The following is a 12,764-nucleotide window of genomic DNA, read 5'->3' as shown; positions in this document are numbered from 1 at the left end:
GTCTGCGCCAAGAGAGACAAAACTGTTCGTGATGAGGACTTCGGAATGACGACGATCGCCCACGATGCGCGCATCGCCGGGGCGCAGCGGACCTATCCGCCGCGCGCGGCTGTCGTCAGCTGGATCTTCTTCGACTGGGCCGCACAGCCCTATTTCACGTTGATCACGACCTTTGTGTTCGCGCCCTATTTCGCCACCAGCATCGCGCCGAATCCGGCCGCGGGCCAATCGCTGTGGGGCTTTGCCATGGCGGCTGCGGGCCTCGCCATCGCGCTGCTGTCGCCGGTGCTCGGCGCCATCGCGGATGCGTCCGGCCGCAGGAAGCCCTGGATCGCGGGGTTCGGCACCCTGCTGGTGCTGGCCTCCTGCGCGCTGTGGATCGGCAAGCCCGGCGATCCCTCAGTGATCCCGCCGCTGCTCACGGCGGTCGCGCTCGCCAGCGTCGGTGCGGAATTCGCCACCGTGTTCAACAACGCGATGATGCCGACCCTGGTGCCGCCGGAGCGGATCGGCCGGCTCTCCGGCACCGGCTGGGCCACGGGCTACATCGGCGGCATCGTCAGCCTGATCATCGTGCTCGGCTTCCTCGCCGCCAATCCCGAGACCGGACGCACGCTGCTCGGCTTCACGCCGCTGTTCGGGCTTGATCCCGCCACGCATCAGGGCGACCGCGCCGCGGGTCCGCTGACCGGGCTGTGGTTCATCGTCTTCGTGACGCCGATGTTCCTGTTCACGCCCGACTATCCGGCGAAGCGCCCGGTGCGCGAGGCGCTGCGCGAAGGCCTGCTGGAGCTCAAGCAATCGATCAGAAGCCTGCCGCAGCAGAAATCGCTCGCGGCGTTCCTGCTCGCCAACATGATCTACACCGACGGCCTGGTGTCGCTGTTCGCGTTCGGCGGCATCTATGCGGCCGGCACCTTCGGCTGGCACACGATCCAGATCGGCACCTTCGGCATCATGCTCGCGATCGCCGGCACCTTCGGCGCATGGCTCGGCGGCAAGCTGGACGACCGTCTCGGGCCGAAGCGCGTCATCGCCGGCAGCCTGCTGGTCCTGCTGCTCGCCGTGGCGGCGATCCTGCTGGTCGACAAGGACAGCGTGCTGTTCGTCAAGGTGGCGCCGCCGCTGCCGGGCGCTCCGCTATTCTCGAGCGCGGCCGAGCGCGCCTATCTCGTGCTGGGCTGTCTCATCGGTGCCGCCGGTGGACCATTGCAGGCCGCCTCACGCACGCTGCTGATCCGCCTCGCGCCGAAGGATCGTATCGCGCAGTATTTTGGCTTGTTCGCACTGACCGGGAAGGTGACGTCCTTCATCGGCCCGCTGCTGATCGGCGTACTCACGGCGACCACGGCGAGCCAGAAGGCCGGCATGGCCGTGCTGGTGGTGTTCTTCGTCGCCGGGCTGGGGCTGTTGATGCGGGTGAGGGATTAACAATTCTATCGTCGTCCCGGCGAAGGCCGGGACCCATAACCCCGAAGCGTGGTTTGGCGAAGGCTGGTCGTTCCGCGGTACGAAGACCGCGCGCCATCGATACATCACGCGATATGGGTCCCGGCCTTCGCCGGGACGACCCGTGGAGAGTTGGCGCCTAGTGCCGGAAGTGCCGCGTGCCCGTGAACACCATGGCGATGCCGTGCTCGTCGGCGGCCTTGATCACCTCGTCGTCGCGCATGGAGCCGCCGGGCTGCACCACGGCGGTGGCGCCGGCTTCGATGCAGGCGAGCATGCCGTCGGCGAAGGGGAAGAAGGCGTCCGACGCCACGACCGAACCCTTGGTGAGCGGCTCGGCGAGCTTCAGCTCGTTCGCGGCATCCTGCGCCTTCCGTGCCGCGATGCGGGCTGAATCCACGCGGCTCATCTGGCCTGCGCCGATGCCGACGGTGGCAAGATCCTTGGCGTAGATGATGGTGTTGGACTTGACGTGCTTGGCGACCCGGAACGCGAATTTCAAGTCGCGCATTTCGGCGTCGGTCGGCGCACGCTTGGTCATGACCTTGAAGGTCATGTCGTCGACCACGGCGTTGTCGCGGCTCTGCACGAGCAGGCCGCCCGCCACCGTCTTGGCGGTGAGGCCGGGCGCGCGCGGATCGGGCAGGCTGCCGGCGAGCAGCAGACGCAGGTTCTTCTTCCCGCCGATGATGGCGATCGCCTCCTCGCTGGCGTCGGGCGCGATGATCACCTCGGTGAAGATCTTGGTGATCTCGCGCGCGGTATCAGCATCGAGCGCGCGGTTCATCGCGATGATGCCGCCGAACGCCGAGGTGGAATCGCAGGCCAGCGCCTTGCGGTAGGCGTCGACGAGGCTCGTGCCTTCCGCGACGCCGCAGGGGTTGGCATGCTTGACGATCACGCAGGCCGCGGTGCGCTTGGCGTCGAACTCGCCGATGCACTCATAGGCCGCATCGGTGTCGTTGATGTTGTTGTAGGAGAGCTCCTTGCCCTGGAGCTGGCGCGCGGTGGAGACGCCGGGGCGCTTGTCGGGCGTCGCATAGAAGGCTGCGGTCTGGTGCGGGTTCTCGCCGTAGCGCAGCGACTGGATCAGCTTGCCGCCGAAGGCGCGGAAGTCGGGCGCGTCGATCTCGAGCTGCCGGTTGAACCAGTTCGAGATCGCGGCGTCATAGGCCGCGGTGCGCGCATAGGCCTTTGCCGCAAGCCTGCGGCGCAGCTTCAGCGTGGTCGCACCCTTGTTGGCGGCGAGCTCGTCGAGCACGGCCTTGTAGTCGTCGGCCTCGACCACGACGGCGACGTCGTCATGGTTCTTGGCGGCGGCGCGGATCATCGCGGGACCGCCGATGTCGATGTTCTCGATGCAATCCTCGAAGCCCGCGCCTTTGTCGACGGTCGCCTCGAACGGATAGAGATTGACGACAAGCAGGTCGATCGGCGCGATGCCGTGCGCCTTCATTGCCTCCGCGTGCTCCTTGTTGTCGCGGATCGCGAGCAGGCCGCCATGCACCTTCGGATGCAGCGTCTTGACGCGCCCGTCCATCATCTCGGGGAAGCCGGTGAGGTCGGAGACGTCCTTCACCTTGAGGCCGGCCGCGGCGATCGCTTTCGCGGTGCCGCCGGTCGAGACCAGCTCGACGTCGTGCGCGGCAAGCGCTTTCGCGAACTCGATGAGGCCGGTCTTGTCGGAAACGGAGAGAAGGGCGCGGGTGACGCGGCGGGGATGGTCAGTCATGAGCAAGATCCTCTGTTCAGGGAGTGTCTATGCCCAGGCGCGCGGCGGATATGGCCCGCGCTTCCCGATGGTGCTCCATCCAAGGTCGCCAGTCGCGCGAACGAGCGCTCGATAGCAGCTTTTGGCGCTCGTCTCAACGGGTAGATAGGTCCGGATCGCGCCTGTTTAGAGCGGAAGTTCCGGCTCCCGGCGGGCGTTGCGGCGCGCATTGGTGACCGCCGGCGAGGCCGTGGAGCGGACAAAACTCCAGCGGATCGAGGGCGCCTGCCGCGCGTCCTGCCGGATCACGATCTGCGCGGTGCGGCGCGGGCCGTCATTGCCGGCGAGGAACACGCTGTCCTCGAGGTCCACCTTGTCGTCGAGGGCCTCGAAGGTCCAGACATCGCGGTTCGGCAGCACCAGCATGACGCCGCGGGCGTCCGACAGCCGGCTCGCCTTCACCGCCGGATGCAGATGGAAGCGCAGCGCGAAATCGGCATCCGCGCCCTTGAAGCGTCCGCCCTGCGGCGGCGACAGCGTATCCTCGCCGTCGATGCGCGCGCCGTCATTGGCGATCATCAGCACACGGCGGTGGATCGCGCCGAACTTGGAGAGATAGCCGTCATGCGACGTCGTCAGCAGCGTGCCGTTCTGCACGACCTCGCGATAGCTCTCGACCTCCACCGGCCCGCTGGTGACGGGCGCACCGTGCAGCAGCCGCTTCATCGCCGACATCTCGACGAACTGGCACGAGGACGTCTCGTGATAGGTCAGCGTCGAATGCGCAACGGTGCCGCGCGCGAACGGCCGCCAATTGTCGCGGCCCGTGGTCGGCATGCCGCAATTGGTGACGATGCGGCTGATGCCGGAGGACAGTTCGAACGACAGGCAGCCGGCATGGGCGTCGTGGCTGACGCCGGCTGGCGGCGGCGGGCCGGTGTCGATGATCAGCGTGGTCTGGCCGGCATCGAGGCGCTGGAAGCCGGTATGCGGCATGTTCGCCATCGGCGCGCCGTGAGTGTCGTCGTAGGCGAGCAGCGTGGCGAGCAGGTCGGAGGGCGTCGCGCTCATGCCGTTGAACAGCGCGAAATTGCCGTCGCCATGGCGGAAGAAGCGCAGCATCGGCATCATGCGGTCGATGGCATTGAGCAGCGCAGGCGGCGGCGCGATGTTGCGCGCGGCAAAGGTCTGCCGCAGCGGCAGCAAGTCGATCAGCAATTCGATCAGCGCGCCCGGATTGCGCGAGATGTGGCCGCCGTCGGGCAGGATCTGCCGCTGCAATTCGTCCGACAGTTTCTTCGACGCGCTGCGGATGTGGCGCGCCTGGTTGGCGAGGCACAGCGCGGAATAGCACAGCGCGATCAGCACCTGCAGCTTCGGCACGCCGTCCGGAATGTCGACCATGGTGTAGCGCAGAAAGCGTATCTCGCGGGCGAGCGCGCGCAAGTAACGGCGGTAGAACTTGTTGTCGGTGTCGTTGAGCACCAGCGGCGCCTGCGACAGCAGCGAGATCACGCGTCGCGCCAGCACGTCGGCGCGGCGCGCGACGGGGCGGCGCTTGTTGGCGGGGTTGGCAATCCAGTCCTCGACCAGCGCGCGGGCATTGGCCCGCGTCAGCGCGGTGTCGGCGGCGCGCAGATGGCGCAGCCAGCCGAAGCCGAGCAGCGCGACCTCCCAATCCTCCGACGGCGGCTCGAGATCGAAGATCGAGCGGCCGTGGCAATTGACGATCTTGCCGGCGAAGACGAAGCGGCCGGCATAGATCTCGGCGGCGCGCGTCGCATCCGCGGTGCGTAAGTCATGCGGCGCGATGATCAGCCGGTCGGTGCGTCCGGGCCAGACCCGCGAGAGCGCAACCGAGCCGCCGCTCGCGCGCGCGAGCACGTTCCGCGCGAAGCGGTTCATGACCAGCGTCGAGATACGTCTGCGTTGAGCGACCGACACGCCTTGCCTTGAAGGGGAGGATTCCGACGAATCCTTATTAATCCCAAAATCGGTCGCCTGACACCACCTTGAACGGGACGAATCAGTGTCGGAGTTGCAAAAACCGGTGCAAAATCAGGATTTAACGAGCCGGCTTGCGTAGAATCCGTCGAGCCCGCCGAGCTTGGGATCGGCGTTCGGCAGATGGCTGGGCAGGGTGCGCAGGTCGCCGTCGGCGGTGATTATTTCGGCGAGCCCGGCGACCTCTGACGCTTCGATCGGGACGCGGCGAAGCGCGGGCTCGGAGGCCAGCAGCGCGGCCACGGCCTGCTCGCCCTCCTCGGGTTCCAGCGAACAGGTGCAGTAGACCAGCGTGCCGCCCGGCTTGAGCAGCGAGACGGATTTCTTCAACAGCCGTTGCTGTAGCGCGGTCAGCGCGGCGATGTCGGATTCCTGGCGGAGCCAGGCGACATCAGGGTGACGGCGGATCGTGCCGGTCGAGGTGCAGGGCGCATCGATCAGGATACCGTCGAAGCCCTCAGGCGGGCCGGCCCACTCCACGGCGTCAGCAACGACGGTCTCGGCCTGGAGCGACAGCCGCGTCAGGTTCTCGCGCAGCCGCGCCACCCGGGCGGGGGAGCGGTCGATCGCGGTGACCTGCGCGCCGGCCTGCGCCAGCTGGGCGGTCTTGCCGCCGGGCGCGGCGCAGAGATCGGCGATGGACTTGCCCTTGATGTCGCCGAACAGCCGGGCCGGCAGTGCGGCGGCGGCGTCCTGCACCCACCATTGTCCTTCGGCGAAGCCGGGCAGCATGGTCACCGAGCCGTGCAGCAGCATCCGCACCGTCCCGGTCGGCAGCGTCTCGCCGTGCAGGCGGCTCGCCCATTGCGCCGGGTCTGACTTCACCGTGAGATCGAGCGACGGCTCATGGCCGAGGGCCAGCGCCATGTCGCGCGCGGTCGCCTCGCCGTAATGCGTGCTCCAGCGCGCCAGCATCCATGGCGGCAGGTCCAGCGATTGATTGGCGACTTCCTCAACCAGCGCCTTGCCCTCGCGCGCGCAGCGGCGCAGCACGGCATTGACGAGGCCGGCATAGCGCGCGGCGCGCCGGTCGGATTGCACGAGGCGGACGGAGAGGTCGACCGCGGCGTGATCGGGCACGTCCATCCAGAGAATTTGGGCGGCGCCGATCAAGAGCGCGCTCTGCGCGCGCGGCGCCTCGGAGGGAATGCCCTTGTCGAGCAGGCGGGACATCACATGGCCGAGCGTGCCGAGCCGGCGCAGCACGGTGGCGACCAGGCGGCGCATCAGCGCGCGGTCGCGGTCGGCCAGGGTCTTCAGTCCGGGATGGGCGCCGCCGCCGTCAAGCTGATCGTCGAGCGTGCGGTGCTTGTGCAGCACGCCATCGACGATATCGGCGGCAATCCGCCGCGCCGCAAGACCAGGCACTTCGGACGGAGGGGCAAAACGTTGAGAGGGCATGCGGAAACAAGGTTCTGAGCGAGCGGCAGTTCCGCCGATATGGGCGCATGCCTAGAGGAGTCGATGTGTGGCACGCGAATATGCCAAATGTAAGAATGGCCTCTCGCGTTTACAGCCCACTATCGCCATCTCAGCAATGCGATATTTGACCTCGCACGCACCGTGATCCTGCGCTAGGAACCGCTTGATGAGTAACCAGCCCTCCGTTCCCGATCGCAAGCAGCTCACGCCGGCCGCCCAGCGTGCGCTGGCCGAGGCCGAGGCGCGCCGGCAGGCTGCTGCTGCGCATGCGGAAGCCGCGCCCAAGGAATTGCAGGGACCAAAGGGGCCCGAGCCCACCCGCTACGGCGATTGGGAACGTAAAGGTATCGCCTCGGACTTCTGAGGTGCCGGTCCACTCGCTCTTGCCGGTTCTGCCGACTCAGCCCTAGCGTGCGCGGATGCCGCGCTTCGATCCCAGCCATCCCTACCAGTCCTCCTACCGCGGCTCGCCGTTTGGCCGCCGCTTCTCCGGATTGCTGCCGTGGATGTTCGTGGTCGGCATCGCGGTCGCGATCGTGCTCACGTTCCGGCACGGGACAAACTGGCCCATTCCGCATGCAGACGACGGACAATCGCGCGATGCCGAGATTGTGCTTCAGCGCGCCGGTCATCCCGATAGCCGCGAGGCGGTGGACGTCATCCGCACCATCGACGGCGACACCTTTCTCGCGCGCGTTCGTCCGCGCGACGGCCGCGACCTCGTCGTCCGCGTTCGCCTGCGCGGCATCGATGCGCCCGAAATGAAAGCGTCCTGTCAGGACGAGCTCGACAAGGCCGAGGCCGCCAGCGATGCGCTGCGCAATCTGCTTGGCCAGGGAGGCGTGACGATCTTCAATCTCGGCCAGGACAAATACGGGCGCGTGCTCGCCGACGTCGCGACCAAGCGCACCCCCAACGTCTCGGCCGCGCTGCTCGCGGGCGGTTACGTGCGCAGCTACAATGGCGGCCATCGCGACGGCTGGTGCGCGCGCGGCTGGCGCGTCTGGCAATAAAAAAGCCGCGTCGATCGGCGCGGCTCTTTCAACTCTTTGGGATTTGCGGCGATCAGCGCGTCACGACCACCGTCGTGCCGACGGAGACGCGGCCATAGAGATCGGTGATGTCGTCGTTGAGCATGCGGATGCAGCCATAGGAGACGAAGCCACCGACCGAGCCCGGGACGTTGGTGCCGTGGATGGCGTATTCGCCGCCGGAGAGCGTCATCGCCGCGACGCCCATCGGGTTGCGCGGCGAGCCGCCGGGAATGACGTCGGGAAGCTGCGGCTTGTCGCGCTTCACCTCGGCGGGCGGCGACCAGGCCGGGTTGCGGTACTTGCCGTCGATGCGGGTGGTGCCGGCCCATTGCTTGCCGGACTTGCCGACGCCGACCGGATAGCGCACGGCATGGCCGCTATCGAGGATCAGATAGAGTTTGCGCTCGCTGGTTTTGACCACGATGGTGCCCGGCGAATAGTCGGCGAGGCGGGTTCCCACCATCTCCGGCCGCGCCTCGGCGGCGGTCGACATCAAGGCCCCTGCCCCGATGGTGGCGGCCAGCGCCACAGCAATCCTCATCGACATCAATGCTTCCCTTCCGTTGCCCCGAACGGGTCGTCCAAATCTACGCAAACCCGGAAATTGCCCGTTGGCCCACACAGTATTAACCGCGCCCGTTAACCGGATGGTTTCCACGCGCGGCCGCCAGGGGCCAGCCAGCAGGGGGAACAAAGGAAATGTTCGAAATAAAGTAAATGACTTGAAAACAACACTCGGCGGGAAAGATACCGGCGCGCCGTCACGCGCGCTGACAAGCGCGTGAGGATGTGAACCGCGGTTGTTTCTAGGGAGAGTGCCGAAGCGAAAAACAGTCTCGTGTCCCGGACGCGGCGCGGCGTGCAATGACGCGACGCAGAGCCGAGACCCAGCTCCTTCTTTGCGCGGATCGGTGGGCCCCGGCTCAGCAGCGCACCGCCAAGCGGCGCTGCGCTGCGTCCGGGGCACGAGAGTTTTCCTACGCCGACTTCTTGTTCTGCCGGTTCTTGACGAGGTCGTCGACCACGGCGGGATCGGCAAGCGTCGAGGTGTCGCCAAGGCTGCCCGGTTCGTCCTCGGCGATCTTGCGCAGGATGCGGCGCATGATCTTGCCGGAGCGGGTCTTGGGCAGGCCCGGCGCGAACTGGATCTGGTCGGGCGAGGCGATCGGGCCGATCTCCTTGCGCACCCAGGTCACGAGCTCCTTGCGCAGCTCGTCGGTCGGCTGCACGCCGGCCATCAGGGTGACATAGGCGTAGATGCCCTGGCCCTTGATGTCGTGCGGGAAGCCGACGACGGCGGCCTCCGAGACCTTCTCATGCGCGACCAGCGCGCTCTCGACTTCCGCGGTGCCCATGCGGTGGCCGGAGACGTTGATGACGTCGTCGACGCGGCCGGTGATCCAGTAATAACCGTCGGCGTCGCGCCGGCAGCCGTCGCCGGTGAAGTACTTGCCCTTGTAGGTCGAGAAGTAGGTCTGCTCGAAGCGGGCGTGGTCGCCATAGACCGTGCGCATCTGGCCCGGCCACGAGCGCGTCAGGCAGAGGTTGCCCGTGGTCTCGCCTTCCAGCACCTTGCCGTCGGCGTCGACGATCTCCGGCGCGACGCCGAAGAACGGCTGCGTCGCCGAGCCCGGCTTCAGCTTGGTCGCGCCCGGCAGCGGCGTGATCAGGATGCCGCCGGTCTCGGTCTGCCACCAGGTGTCGACGATCGGGCAGCGGTCGTCGCCGACGACGCGGTGATACCATTCCCAGGCTTCGGGATTGATGGGTTCGCCGACCGAGCCGAGCAGGCGCAGCGAGGCGCGCGAGGTCTTCTTCACGGGATCGTCGCCCGACTGCATCAGCGCGCGGATCGCGGTCGGCGCGGTGTAGAAGATGTTGACCTTGTGCTTGTCGATGACGTTCCAGAACCTGGAATTATCCGGGTAATTCGGCACACCTTCGAACATCAGCGTGGTCGCGCCGTTGGCGAGCGGCCCGTAGAGGATGTAGCTGTGGCCGGTGACCCAGCCGACGTCGGCGGTGCACCAGTAGATGTCGCCGTCGTGATAGTCGAAGACGTATTGATGCGTCATCGAGGCGAACACGAGATAGCCGCCCGAGGTGTGCAGCACGCCCTTGGGCTGGCCGGTCGAGCCCGAGGTGTAGAGGATGAACAGCGGATCCTCGGCATGCATGTGCTCGACCGGGCATTCGGTCGTCACCATCTTGGCGGCGTCGTGATACCAGAGATCGCGCGACGGATTCATCTCGACCTGACCGCCGGTGCGCTTGACCACGACGACCCAGTCGACGCCGTCGGCCTTGGCGAGCGCGGCGTCGACATTGGCCTTCAGCGGAACCTTCTTGCCGCCGCGCAGGCCTTCATCCGCGGTGATGATCACCTTGGACTGGCAGTCGTTGATGCGCTGGGCAAGGCTGTCGGGCGAGAAGCCGGCGAACACCACGGAGTGGATCGCGCCGATCCGCGCGCAGGCCAGCATCGCATAGGCGGCCTCGGGGATCATCGGAAGGTAGATCGTGACTCGGTCACCCTTCTTGACGTTACGGGTGCGCAGGATGTTGGCCATCCGGCAGACCTCGTCGTGCAGCTCCTGGTAGGTGATGTGCCTGGACTGCGAGGGATCGTCGCCTTCCCAGATGATCGCGGTCTGGTTGGCGCGCTTGGCGAGGTGCCGGTCGATGCAGTTGTAGGCGACGTTGAGGATACCGTCCTCGAACCATTTGATCGAGATGTTGCCGGGCGCGAAGGAAACATTCTCGATCTTGGTCGGCGCGTGCATCCAGTCGACGCGCTTGGCCTGTTCGGCCCAGAACGCGTTCGGGTCCGAGATCGAGCGAGCGTACATGTCCTTGTATTTGGCCTGATCGACCCAGGCGCGCTTGGCCCATTCCGCGGGGACGTCGTAGATCTTCTCGGACATGCTTCCCTCCAGATACGGCAAGCCGAGCACAGGTAACTGGCGCGCCGATTTCATCGTTGAACCGATTATGCGTCGGGCTAACCGGGCCCGACAAGGAGCACAAGCTGAACCTTCGGCGGGCTGCCGGCCATGCGGAAGATCAAGCCGTGGCGGCCGGCTGTCGCAAATCTGAAACAGGCCGGGAGGCGGCTTTCGGCTCTTTACCCAGTTCGCGGGAATAGGCCCGTGCAGGGCGCCCATGCGTCGCAGGAGGTATTTAGAAACCGCTTCTCACTGATTCGGGACTCGCAATGCGGTTCGGAACACCCTAAGTGGCTAACCCGGGTCCAACGAGACCCGCAGGGAACAAACAACAGAACAGCGGCATTGAACGGTAACAGACAGGGCCAAGGCGTAACACTATGATGGATCAGCAGAATCTCGGGACGATGCGGCCCGCTTCGGCCGATCCTGCTGCCATTGCGCTGGCTAAAGCCCTCGGACAATGGCCGAAACCGGCCGGTTCCACCCGTTCCAGCCCGAAAAAGGTGTTCGACTCGGCCTCCCCAGCGGCGGTCGAGGCACTCGCCAAGGAGCTGGGCCTGCGGCTCGGCGACCAGAACGAGCTGACAATCCGCCGTATCCGGCGCGGCAAGGGCTATTCCTTCGTCCGCCCCAACGGCGCCCATATCCGCGACGCCCGCACCATCCGCCGCCTGCACGCCATGGCGGTGCCGCCGGCCTATCGCGAGGTGCGCTACTCCGCCGATCCGAGCTCGCATCTCCAGGCGGTGGGGCGCGATGCCGCGGGCCGGCTGCAATATCGCTATCACGCCGACTGGGAGAAGGTCCGCGAGCACCGCAAGGCGCATCGCCTGGAAAAGCTCGTCGGTGCGCTGCCGAAAATCCGGCGCAAGGTCTCGGCGTTCCTGTCGGGTGACGAGCCGACCCGCGAGTTCGCGCTTTCGGCCGTGATCGAGCTGATCGCGCGCACCGCGATCCGTCCCGGCAATGAATCCTACGCCCGTCTCAACGGCACCCGCGGCGCCACCACGCTGCTGAAGGCCAATGTCACGCTGGAAGAGGACAGCTTCGTGCTGACCTTCAAGGCCAAGGGCGGCAAGGCGGTGCGCAAGGAGTGCGACGCGGCCAAGCTGGTGCGCGCCATCGGCATTCTGCAGGGCGTTCCCGGTAAGCGCATGTTCCAGTATCGCGATGCCTACGGCATCGTGCGTGCGGTCAGCACCACGCAGGTGAATGCGTTCCTGCGCGAGATCGCCGGTATCAAGATCTCGCTGAAGGATTTCCGTACGCTGATGGCGTCCGCCGTCGTGGTGGAATCGCTGTCGCGGATCACGCCGGCGACCAGCCAGCGCGGTCGCAAGAAGCAGGTGCTGGAGGCGATCCGCGCCGCCGCCGACAAGCTCTCGAACACGCCGGCGATCTGCCGCAAGAGCTACGTACACGACACCATCGTCACGGCCTTCGAGGACGGCATCCTCGAGCGTTTTGCGGCGACGATGAAGGGCCAGCGTTCCCAGGCGCGGCGTGAGCAGTTGCTGGCGCAGGTGGTGGCGACCGCGGCGGTCTAGCGGCGCGCTGCCGTAGCAGCTCCGATCTCGTAGGGTGGGCAAAGGCGCGAAGCGCCGTGCCCGCGGTCAATCTCCAGGGCTTCATTGTGAGTGGTGGGCACGCTTCGCTTTGCCCACCCTACGAGAGCTACGACTTGGTCGTGACACCCCTGTCCGGGCCGGGATCCTTGCCGCTGGCCGCGATCGTGAGCCGCTCCAGGTAATGCGCCCACCCCGTCGCATGCGCGGCCGCCTGCGCTTCGCTCGGCAGCCCGCTATGGGTCATGCGCAGCAGCGTGCCACCGTCGCGTTCGATCAGGTCGATCTCGATCAGGCTCGAGCCGGGCGGCACTTCCTGGCCGCCCTCCCAGCCGAACGTGTAGGCGAGGCGATGCACCGGCACGACTTCGCGGAACGCGCCGCGGGCGACGCCGTCGCGCGGACCGATCCCTTTCAGCAGATAGAGACCGCCGGGATGCGGCTCGGTGGTCGCGTCGGATCCCATCCAGCTCAGGATCTTTTCGGGGTCGGTGAGATAGGCGAAGACGGTGGCACGCGGGGCCGCGATCTGGGTCTCGCGTCGTATGACGAACGGTTCGGTCATCGGCGATCATCCCTGGTCCTGCCTTGAGCAGACCATGGCACATGGCGGCGGCGCGGCGCTCCGTCA

Annotated in this window: 10 protein-coding genes and 1 riboswitch; of the genes, 4 read left to right on the top strand and 6 right to left on the bottom strand. The window is 66.7% G+C overall.

The window, feature by feature from the left end; all coding sequences use genetic code 11:
• The first annotated feature begins 45 nt into the window (after positions 1-45).
• The gene (locus A7X65_RS12880; protein WP_063685266.1) at positions 46-1,431 is read left to right on the top strand and encodes an MFS transporter; all 1,386 of its coding nucleotides are present in this window, start codon (positions 46-48) and stop codon (positions 1,429-1,431) included.
• Between the two features lie 157 nt (positions 1,432-1,588).
• On the opposite strand, the gene purH is transcribed toward A7X65_RS12880, so the two are convergent.
• From purH to A7X65_RS12865, 3 genes are all read right to left on the bottom strand, one after another.
• Positions 1,589-3,181, bottom strand: coding sequence for a bifunctional phosphoribosylaminoimidazolecarboxamide formyltransferase/IMP cyclohydrolase (gene purH, locus A7X65_RS12875; protein ID WP_063685264.1), 1,593 nt, complete (start codon positions 3,179-3,181; stop codon positions 1,589-1,591).
• Between the two features lie 24 nt (positions 3,182-3,205).
• A riboswitch (ZMP/ZTP riboswitch) is annotated at positions 3,206-3,287 on the bottom strand.
• A 59-nt stretch (positions 3,288-3,346) separates the two neighbouring features.
• On the bottom strand, positions 3,347-5,065 hold the full coding sequence (locus A7X65_RS12870; RefSeq protein ID WP_063685262.1) for a heparinase II/III family protein: 1,719 nt from the start codon (positions 5,063-5,065) through the stop codon (positions 3,347-3,349).
• Between the two features lie 153 nt (positions 5,066-5,218).
• Positions 5,219-6,565 carry an RsmB/NOP family class I SAM-dependent RNA methyltransferase gene (locus tag A7X65_RS12865; protein WP_063685260.1) on the bottom strand — a complete coding sequence of 449 codons (1,347 nt, stop codon included), beginning with the start codon at positions 6,563-6,565 and terminating at the stop codon, positions 5,219-5,221.
• 187 nt (positions 6,566-6,752) lie between these two features.
• Between A7X65_RS12865 and A7X65_RS12860 the strand changes: the two genes are divergently transcribed.
• Together A7X65_RS12860 and A7X65_RS12855 are read left to right on the top strand one after the other, a co-directional pair.
• Positions 6,753-6,950 (top strand): DUF1674 domain-containing protein, encoded by a 198-nt coding sequence (locus A7X65_RS12860; protein ID WP_063685258.1) that lies wholly within the window; start codon positions 6,753-6,755, stop codon positions 6,948-6,950.
• A 55-nt stretch (positions 6,951-7,005) separates the two neighbouring features.
• Positions 7,006-7,599, top strand: a complete 594-nt coding sequence (locus A7X65_RS12855; protein WP_063685255.1) for a thermonuclease family protein — start codon at positions 7,006-7,008, stop codon at positions 7,597-7,599.
• 52 nt (positions 7,600-7,651) lie between these two features.
• On the opposite strand, the gene A7X65_RS12850 is transcribed toward A7X65_RS12855, so the two are convergent.
• Together A7X65_RS12850 and acs are read right to left on the bottom strand one after the other, a co-directional pair.
• Positions 7,652-8,167 carry a L,D-transpeptidase gene (locus A7X65_RS12850; RefSeq protein WP_063685253.1) on the bottom strand — a complete coding sequence of 172 codons (516 nt, stop codon included), beginning with the start codon at positions 8,165-8,167 and terminating at the stop codon, positions 7,652-7,654.
• 430 nt (positions 8,168-8,597) lie between these two features.
• A complete protein-coding gene (acs, locus tag A7X65_RS12845; protein ID WP_063687642.1) occupies positions 8,598-10,544 on the bottom strand; it encodes an acetate--CoA ligase in 1,947 nt (648 codons plus the stop codon).
• A gap of 401 nt (positions 10,545-10,945) precedes the next feature.
• On the opposite strand from acs, the gene A7X65_RS12840 reads away from it, so the two are divergent.
• The gene (locus A7X65_RS12840; RefSeq protein WP_063685251.1) at positions 10,946-12,115 is read left to right on the top strand and encodes a DNA topoisomerase IB; all 1,170 of its coding nucleotides are present in this window, start codon (positions 10,946-10,948) and stop codon (positions 12,113-12,115) included.
• Between the two features lie 127 nt (positions 12,116-12,242).
• Here A7X65_RS12840 and A7X65_RS12835 read toward each other — a convergent pair whose 3' ends face one another.
• Complete coding sequence (locus A7X65_RS12835; RefSeq protein WP_063685249.1) at positions 12,243-12,698, bottom strand: SRPBCC family protein; 456 nt, start codon at positions 12,696-12,698, stop codon at positions 12,243-12,245.
• Positions 12,699-12,764: the final 66 nt, after the last annotated feature.

The organism is Bradyrhizobium stylosanthis, from assembly GCF_001641335.1.
Taxonomy (GTDB): Bacteria; Pseudomonadota; Alphaproteobacteria; order Rhizobiales; family Xanthobacteraceae; genus Bradyrhizobium; species Bradyrhizobium stylosanthis.
This window is presented reverse-complemented; position numbering and strand designations above follow the sequence as displayed.

Excerpts from the sequence above, each read along its gene's own strand:
- A7X65_RS12880 (WP_063685266.1), top strand. The coding sequence starts at position 46 with ATGACGACGATCGCCCACGATGCGCGCATCGCCGGGGCGCAGCGGACC.
- purH (WP_063685264.1), bottom strand. The coding sequence starts at position 3,181 with ATGACTGACCATCCCCGCCGCGTCACCCGCGCCCTTCTCTCCGTTTCC.
- A7X65_RS12850 (WP_063685253.1), bottom strand. The coding sequence starts at position 8,167 with ATGTCGATGAGGATTGCTGTGGCGCTGGCCGCCACCATCGGGGCAGGG.
- A7X65_RS12870 (WP_063685262.1), bottom strand. The coding sequence starts at position 5,065 with ATGAACCGCTTCGCGCGGAACGTGCTCGCGCGCGCGAGCGGCGGCTCG.
- A7X65_RS12855 (WP_063685255.1), top strand. The coding sequence starts at position 7,006 with ATGCCGCGCTTCGATCCCAGCCATCCCTACCAGTCCTCCTACCGCGGC.
- A7X65_RS12835 (WP_063685249.1), bottom strand. The coding sequence starts at position 12,698 with ATGACCGAACCGTTCGTCATACGACGCGAGACCCAGATCGCGGCCCCG.
- A7X65_RS12865 (WP_063685260.1), bottom strand. The coding sequence starts at position 6,565 with ATGCCCTCTCAACGTTTTGCCCCTCCGTCCGAAGTGCCTGGTCTTGCG.
- acs (WP_063687642.1), bottom strand. The coding sequence starts at position 10,544 with ATGTCCGAGAAGATCTACGACGTCCCCGCGGAATGGGCCAAGCGCGCC.
- A7X65_RS12840 (WP_063685251.1), top strand. The coding sequence starts at position 10,946 with ATGATGGATCAGCAGAATCTCGGGACGATGCGGCCCGCTTCGGCCGAT.
- A7X65_RS12860 (WP_063685258.1), top strand. The coding sequence starts at position 6,753 with ATGAGTAACCAGCCCTCCGTTCCCGATCGCAAGCAGCTCACGCCGGCC.